Below are 5,775 nucleotides of genomic sequence, written 5' to 3' on the forward strand. Positions count from 1 at the left end.
CTTCGGCTCCGGAGCCGCCGGGGCGGCCGCAGGCTGCGCGACGGCCGCGCCGGGCGCGGCCGGGACCGCGCCGGGCGGCGGCAGCCAGGTGATCTCCCCGGCGTGGACGGTCACGGCGCGCTGGACCGCGTCCTCGAAGTCGATCACCAGCTTCCCGTCCTTGCCGGGCGTCAGCAAGGTGATCGGGTGAGGCCGCCTCCCAGGTCCTCGGCGTGTCTGCCGCCGATGATCCCAAGATCCCCGCGGTCCGTCCGGACATCTGGTTTCCCCTGGTCCGGGCAGCCTGGACCGACATCAACGGCTTCGGTCCCGACATCCTGCGAACCTAACGGCTCTGGCAGGGCCTCCAGCCCGGTGCCTGCCCGTGGCCGGGCCTCAGGTTCGCGGATCCGTGGCGGGAGCTGCGGCGGCTGCACGAGGAGCTCTGCCCGCCTGGGAGCGCTCAGTGTGGCCTGCTTCCGGCTCGGGGCGCCTGTATCGGGGTTCCCGGGCCGGGCGTGTGCGGGGGCGGAGCCGGGACCTGGCCGAGTTCGTCGGAGGTGGCCTGGAGGTCGCCGGTCAGGGACCGGAGGCCGCGTGCTTGATCAGGGTGCTGGCACCTGGGGCACAGCTCGTGGCGGCCCTCGGGTGTGATCACGGTGCCCCAGCTGCGGCATTCGTCGCAGCCGCGGGCCCTGTCGATGTTTGCGCGGACGGTAGGAGCGTGGGGGTGGGCTCCATGTGTCATGGGTGATTTTCCTCTGTAGAGCACGATCACTTACGCCCAGTTTGCCATGATCCGTATAGATATGCGGCATGGGTTGCTGCCGCTCGTCCGCTCGTGATCGGTCCGGGCGGCAGGGCACAGGTCCACAGCAGGCGCGAGGTGTGCCCGGACACGGTGATCCAGGGGGCCGGAGATCGGGAAGCCGGCGCGATGGCGGAGGTCGACCGCGGCGCCCCGTCCGCCCGGGCCGCCCGATCCGCTACCGCCGGTCGCCGCCTCCGTCGGTCGTGCCGGACCGGGTGCCCGGGAAGGAGGACTGCCGAGGTCGGCGCGGGCCGAGTAGGATGTGGCCCCACCGCCGGGGGACGGGGTGCGACTACAGGGGGCGGCGTGACGGAGTCCGCGGGTTTCGGGTGCGAGGCGTGCTGTGCCGAGGACGCCGCGGTGGCGCGGGCGCACCATCGGAGTCACACCGGGGTCCGGGTCGAGAAGGTGATCCGGGACGACTCGCACTTCATCGTCTCCGTCCAGCGCTGCGGCCTCTGTTCGCAGGCCTTCGTGAGCGTCTTCACCGAGTACGTCGACTGGGTCGCCTCGCGGGACGCGCAGTACCGGACGGTGCTGCCGATCACGGACGCCGAGGCGGACGACCTGATGGCCGGGCGGCTGAGTCCGCACCGGGCCGGCGCCCTCGGGTACGGCCGGCGCCATCTGCAGAGCGACTGGCCGAGCGAGGCCGACGAGCCGTCGGTGTACTGGGACAGCGGCGTGTTCGAGGTGCGCGAGGGGCACTGACCCCGCCGGGCTCCGTGTGCCGGACGCCCTGCCCCCGCCGCCACACGGCCCCGGCGCCGGCCGGCAGCCGACACATCGGTCTCGAGCCGGAGCGCGGGTTCTCGTTCTTGCCGAGACACCTGTTCCGGTGCGCTGAACAACGCATTCAGCCGAGCGTGCCCTCGGTCCTGCCTCTGCCGGCCGTGGGGCACCGGGGAGGCGGCGGCCGCTGTTGGTCTTCCTCGGCCTGTGCCCGGGCTGGCCTAGCCGTGCCGCCGGGTATCGCCTGTGTCCCGGTTCGCCGCCGGATGGGTGGGTAACCCGGAGTTATGGGCACTGGCACCGGTGTGACAGACGGTGATGGCGGGCTCACCCTGGATACGGGCGGCCGTCCGACGGTCGGCGTCGAGGAGGAGTACCTGCTGCTGGACCCGGAGAGCGGTCTGCCGCTGCCGCAGGTCGACGCGGTGCGGGAGGCGGCCGGGCTGCACCCCGCCGTGCACCACAGCGAGCTGCAGAACGAGCTGCTCCAGGCGCAGGTGGAGGTGGCCACCCCGGTCTGCCGGGACCTCGCCGAGGTCGGCGGCCATCTGCTGCGGCTGCGGCACGCGCTGGCGGCCGCCGCGGAGACTTCCGGCTGCCGGCTCGCCGCGTGCGGCACCGCCCCGTACGCGCCCTCCACACCTCCGGCGATCGTCGACGCCCCGCGGTACCGCTCGATCAGGCGGAACATGTCGCGGCTGGCGGACGAGGCGCTCATCAACGGCATGCACGTGCACGTGGCCGTGCCCGGCCCGCAGGCGGGCGTCGAGGTGCTGAACCGCCTGCGGCCCTGGCTGCCGGTGCTGACCGCGCTGTCGGCGAACTCGCCGCTGTGGTACGGCTCCGACACCGGCTACGCGAGTTGGCGCACGGTGGTCTTCAGCCGCTGGCCGATCAGCGGGATCCCGCCGTACTTCGCGGACGCGCAGGACTACGAGCGCCGCATCGACCACCTGCTGGAGGCCCGGCTGATCCGCGACCGCGGACAGCTGTACTGGCAGGCCCGGCTTTCGGCGAAGTTCCCGACCGTCGAGCTGCGCGCGATGGACGTCCAGCTGCGCGTCGACGAGGCGGTGATGCTGGCCGGGCTGGTGCGCGCGCTGGTCGTCACGGCGATGCGGGAGGCGGCCGCCGGGCGTCCCGCGCCGCAGCGGACGCCGGAGAGCCTGGAAGGCGCGGGGTGGCACGCCGCCCGGTACGGCATGGACGCCACCCTGCACGATCCGGCGACGGGGCTGTCCCGGCCGGCCGGCGAGCTCGTCGCCTCCATGCTGGCCGCGCTCGCTCCGGTGATGGACGACCTGGGGGACACCCGCGCGGTGGTCCCGCTGGTCGAGCGCCTGCTGGACGTGGGCAACGGCGCCGACCGCCAGCGTCGGCACCTGGCGGAACACGGGCGCTCCGGACTGATCGCGATGATCGCGGCGGAGAGCGCGGCGGCCTGAGCGTGACGGCCTGAGCGTCACGGCCTGAGCGGGGTGGCCGGAGACAGAGGGCGCTCGTGCAGGCGCCGCGCGGAGCGAACCCGGCACCCCACAAGGGCAGGCTCCAGGAGCACAGATACCGGTCGGCGTCGAACCGGCCGGGCGTGGGGGTGGCGAGGAAGTCCTCGACCGTCGCCGTGAACGCCTGCGGGTCGTCCAGCCAGGGGTAGTGGCCGGCACCGGGCTGGACGGCGAGCGTCACCGCGGGGAAGAGTGACGCGGCGGCCCGCTTCCGGAGGGGTGGGACAAGTCGGGGTGCAAGTGCGCTGCAACTGTGCTGCAACTGCGCTCCGAAGACTGGGGGTCATGACTTCGAGCAACACGTCCCACGCACCCGTCCACCCCTACACCCGCGAGATGGCGATGATCCACCAGGTGTTCCGCCGCGAGTCGCGCCTGCTGGCCGAACTCGTCCAGGACGCGCGGCCCGGCGACACCGCCCGTTCCCAGGTCCTCGCCGAGCACTGGCGGCTGTACGCCGTCGGCCTGCACGCCCACCACACGGGCGAGGACGAGGTGCTCTGGCCCGTACTGCTGCCCCACCTGGACCTCGACGCCGAGCAGGTCCTGGCGATGGAGGCGCAGCACCGCGAGCTGGACGCGGGGATCGCCGCGGTCCAGGCGGTCATGGACCGGTGGCAGGTGCAGGCCCTGCGCGAGGACCGGGACGAGCTCGTCGAGGCGCTGCGCCGGCACCACCGGCAGCTGTGCGCGCACCTCGACGAGGAGGAGCGGGAGGTGATGCCGCTGGTCGCGCTCCACGTGAACGAGCGGCAGTGGCACGCGGTGGGTGAGCGGGGTCTGGCCGAGACGCCCCGGAACCGGCTGATGATCGCGCTGGGCGCGATCCTGGAGGACACGTCGCCCGAGGAGCGCCGGGAGTTCCTCGGCCGGCTGCCCCTTCCGGCCCGGGTGCTGTGGAGGCTGCTGGGGCAGCGGCAGTACCGCCGTGAGACCGACCGGATCCGCGGCCGGCGCACCGGCGCCTGACGTTCCGTCGCCCGGCGACCGCCCCTCCCCGAAGCCCTCCCGCGGGTGTCCGTCACCGGGTGCCCGCCCCGCACCGTACCGATCGAGGAACTCCCACCGATGCGTATCGGATTCTCCGTACCCCAGTTCGGCCCGTTCGCCGATCCCGGCCGCAGTGCCGCGATGTGCGCGGCGCTGGAGGCGCTGGGCTGCCACAGTCTCTGGGTGGCCGACCGGCTCCTGGCGCCGCTCGCTCCTCCCGACGGCTACCCTGGCGGGAAGCCGATGCCCGTCCGGTACGCCACCCACCTCGACCCGCTGCTCGCCCTGGCCGTGGCGGCCACGGCCACGGAACGGGTGCGACTGGGCAGCAGCACGCTCAACGCACTGTGGCAGCCGCCCCTCGTGCTCGCCCGGGCGCTGACGACCCTCGACCTGATCAGCCGCGGGCGGCTGGACGTGGGGATCGGGCTGGGCTGGATGCGTGAGGAGTACCAGGCCGCCGGGGTGCCCTGGCAGGGCCGCGGCGCACGCCTGGAGGAGACCCTCGACGTCCTGGACGCCGTGTGGCGGTCCGAGCCGGTGGTCCACACCGGCCGGCTGTGGACGATCCCCGAATCGACCGTCCTGCCCAAGCCCGTGCAGGGGCCGAGGCCGCCGATCCTGCTGGGCGGCTTCACCCCGCCCGCGCTGGAGCGGGTCGGCCGGCGCGCGGACGGCTGGCTCGCGGCCTCGATGCCGCTGCCGTACTTCGAGGGTCTCTGGGCGGTCGCGGTGGAGGCCGCCGAGCGGGCGGGGCGGGACCCGGCGGGGCTGCGCCGGGTGTTCCGGGTGAACCCCGAGGTCACGGCGGCGGAGGCGGATCCCTCGGAGGTCCACCAGCGCGGGACGGTGCGCCAGATCTGCGACCACCTGAGGGTGATGTGCGGGACGGGGAACGACGAGGTGCTGGTGGACCTCCAGTTGACGACGGATTCGCCCGGGGAGTTCCTCGACCTGGCGGCGACGTTCATGGCGGAACTGGCCGAGCCCGTCCCGGGCTGACCGGGCCCGTCCCGCACCGGCCGGGCTTGCCCATGGCTGGCCGGGCCCTCCTCGGCCTCCCGGGCCGAGCACCGGCCGGCGCCGGGAGGGCACCGCTACGCGGGCGCCGGCGGCAGCCCGTCCAGGGCCGTCCGCGCGGCGTCCGCCCAGTGGGGGGAGTCCCAGGCGGCCGCCACCTGCGCGGCTTCGAGGTAGTGCTGCCGGGCCTGTTCGGGGCGGTCCAGGAACCGGGCGAGGTCGCCCAGGTGGTGCGCGACGGGCCGGAAGACGATGCTGAGGCTGCTCGCGCCGCCCGCCAGCCCGCGTAGGGGCAGCAGGTCCCGGTACACCTCGTCGGCCGCCGCCCGGTCGTCCAGGGCGATGGCGGCGCTGCCGCGCAGCCCGGCCAGGATGGAGTAGGCGAAGTCGCGCCGGAGCGGCACCCGGCGGCCGAAGACGTCGCGGGCGTCCTCGGGACGGCCCGCGGCCAGCAGCGCGAGAGCGGTCATGGCTTCGTTGAGCGGCTGGTACTGCTCCCACACCGCGAGGACCATGGGCAGTACCTCGTCCAGCCGGCCCTGCTGCAACCGGATGCACCCGATGGCCAGGGCCGCCAGAGAGCTGAGGTCCACCGCCCCCTGCGCGCGCAGCTCCGCCACCGCCGACCCGAGCGCCTGCTCCGCGTCGTCGAAACGGCCCTGGGCCATGGCGACCATGGCGCCGCGCAGCCTGGCCACCGAGATCGGAACAGCGTCGAGTAGGGAAAGATGGTAACAG

The 5,775-nt window shown here is 74.0% G+C and carries 4 protein-coding genes and 1 pseudogene; 4 read left to right on the top strand and 1 reads right to left on the bottom strand.

Annotated elements, in window-relative coordinates:
• Positions 1-1,096: 1,096 nt before the first annotated feature.
• From ABZ885_RS34100 to ABZ885_RS34115, 4 genes are all read left to right on the top strand, one after another.
• Complete coding sequence (locus ABZ885_RS34100; protein WP_360197477.1) at positions 1,097-1,501, top strand: hypothetical protein; 405 nt, start codon at positions 1,097-1,099, stop codon at positions 1,499-1,501.
• 326 nt (positions 1,502-1,827) lie between these two features.
• Positions 1,828-2,967, top strand: coding sequence for a glutamate--cysteine ligase (locus tag ABZ885_RS34105; protein ID WP_360197480.1), 1,140 nt, complete (start codon positions 1,828-1,830; stop codon positions 2,965-2,967).
• A 345-nt stretch (positions 2,968-3,312) separates the two neighbouring features.
• Positions 3,313-3,996 (top strand): hemerythrin domain-containing protein, encoded by a 684-nt coding sequence (locus ABZ885_RS34110; protein ID WP_360197483.1) that lies wholly within the window; start codon positions 3,313-3,315, stop codon positions 3,994-3,996.
• Positions 3,997-4,095: 99 nt separating this feature from the next.
• The gene (locus tag ABZ885_RS34115) at positions 4,096-5,019 is read left to right on the top strand and encodes a TIGR03619 family F420-dependent LLM class oxidoreductase (protein ID WP_360197486.1); all 924 of its coding nucleotides are present in this window, start codon (positions 4,096-4,098) and stop codon (positions 5,017-5,019) included.
• A gap of 95 nt (positions 5,020-5,114) precedes the next feature.
• Here the strand turns inward: ABZ885_RS34115 and ABZ885_RS34120 are convergent.
• Positions 5,115-5,775, bottom strand: a pseudogene (locus tag ABZ885_RS34120) (hypothetical protein); the annotation flags it as partial.

It is taken from the genome of Kitasatospora sp. NPDC047058, from assembly GCF_040643935.1.
Classification (GTDB): domain Bacteria; phylum Actinomycetota; class Actinomycetes; order Streptomycetales; family Streptomycetaceae; genus Kitasatospora.